Raw genomic sequence first — 1,906 nt, 5'->3', positions numbered from 1 at the left:
GTAACCTCAACACCTAATTTACTTTCCATGCTTCTATAGGCATATAATTGTCTTGAACGCATATACTCATATTTTAATCCTATAGTAAATCTATAAATCTCTACTCCAATACCAAAAGCTATAGACGGATATAATTTATCATAACTATATATAATCTTATAACCATCAGGATTTGCTGTCCTTTCAACTGTGTTTATTCTATCATAATCAATACCAAAATAAAAACCTGTAATTAAACTTATCTCCCCCCACAAAGGATATCTAAAATCTGTACCATAATATAAACTAAATAGATTTACAAAATTTGATTCATAAAAGCCTGTAATGGCGAAAGAAAATCCTCCATAAAAACTAAAATACCCATATTTATAGTTAAGAGAAAAGTGCATAAGCTCTATGCTGGAATCTCTAAACTCTTCCTTATTTCTATCATAAAGCTTATCATCACCAAGTATGTCTCCGCCTATATGCGTACATATATGACGAACAGGAGTAAATCTAAATCTTAATGTGTCATTATATATATAATCAAAATATAACTCTACTTGCATATAAGTACCAAAAAATAAACTCTCTCCATACAAAACACTGCTATGAGGCTTATAAACAGATAAAAAAAATTGAGTAAGATAACCAACACCTATTCTAAATCTATGTTTATCCTTATAATTAAAGGCTATTGGATATATTTCAGAACCTAAAGTAGGCTGATGAAAAAAAGCCATATTATCAAAATTATAATTTGGATTTGTATACATCTCCTCTATATTGAATATATCGCCTATCCAATATTTACTATTATAAACATAAGGGTCTAACCAACCATATAAATATTTATCAGTATCATAAGCTCTAAAAGGGTTAAATAACCATTTAGATTTTACTTCTTTTGTATTGGAATCCATAGCTTCATTATCTTGAGAGTACAAAGAAAATGAAAAAAATAAAAATATTAAAAAAAAGAATTTTAATCTCATAAAAAAATATAATATTTACAACTTGAAATTAACACTATTCAAAGAATTTGCTATTCTAATTAGAGAATCTTCCAAATAGGAAATAGGAAATGTGTAATTCAATATAAAATAATAACCATTATTGGCTTCAAAAATTGTATAAAGTATGCAAGTAGCACTATCTATATTAATTTTAAACTGAATATTTTTTTTGCCATTAATAGTATAATATTCTTCTGTAAAATTATTTCCATTATTCATCTTTCTTATAAAACTAATTAAAGAATTAAGATTATCCCCCTCTTGTTTAGTATATCCTGATAAACATGTTATTTTTATTTTCTCGTCTATAAACATACTATCAATATCAAAATAACCTTTTCCATAACCTGTTTTAGAAATTATATTATCCCTCTCTTCATCTGTTAATTTAATAGAATTTATTGGAGGAATAAAACTTACAGAAACATTTGTAATAAAATATCTTTCATTAGTAGAAATATCTCTGCCAAACTCTAATTTCTTAAAATTAATTTCTTTATTAGAAAACAAATCCAAATAATTTGCTGCATCATTATTATAAGACTCATTTATATTCTCTTTTTTATTGCAGCTTAACAATAACAAGATTAATAATAAATAAAAAATATTTCTTCTCATCAATACTTACCTTAATAATTAGGACTATCATAAAACTTTTATAATAGTCCACAAATATAAACAATTAAATTTTATTTAGTAACAGTTACTGTTCTGCTTTGGAAAGTAACAATACCTGTTAAAAGATTTAAGAAGAAGTCTCCAGCATTTTGCCTAGTATATATCTCATAATCTTTTGCATCACCTGCTAATTCTTTAGTATCTACAAAACCGACAGGAACTAATCCCCATAAAGCATACCACTGTTTTCTTTCTACTTTTATACCAGTCTGAGGCCCATTACCAACTAT

At 26.0% G+C, this 1,906-nt stretch carries 3 protein-coding genes; all 3 read right to left on the bottom strand.

Features of this window, described 5'->3' with window-relative positions:
- Positions 1-977 (bottom strand): hypothetical protein (locus tag Q0H31_RS13140; protein ID WP_295298920.1); only part of this gene is annotated, 977 nt, incomplete at its 3' end.
- Between the two features lie 15 nt (positions 978-992).
- Entirely contained in the window at positions 993-1,616 is a 624-nt protein-coding gene (locus Q0H31_RS13135) for a hypothetical protein (protein ID WP_295298918.1), read from the bottom strand.
- Positions 1,617-1,687: 71 nt separating this feature from the next.
- The coding region (locus Q0H31_RS13130; protein WP_295298917.1) for a hypothetical protein at positions 1,688-1,906 on the bottom strand (219 nt) is incomplete at its 5' end.

Origin of the sequence: uncultured Brachyspira sp., from assembly GCF_934747485.1 — a bacterium.
In the GTDB taxonomy this organism is placed as follows: Bacteria; Spirochaetota; Brachyspiria; order Brachyspirales; family Brachyspiraceae; genus Brachyspira.
The sequence above is the reverse complement of the archived record's forward strand: the minus strand, read 5'-3'. Positions and strand labels throughout refer to the sequence as shown.

Excerpts from the sequence above, each read along its gene's own strand:
- Q0H31_RS13135 (WP_295298918.1), bottom strand. The coding sequence starts at position 1,616 with ATGAGAAGAAATATTTTTTATTTATTATTAATCTTGTTATTGTTAAGC.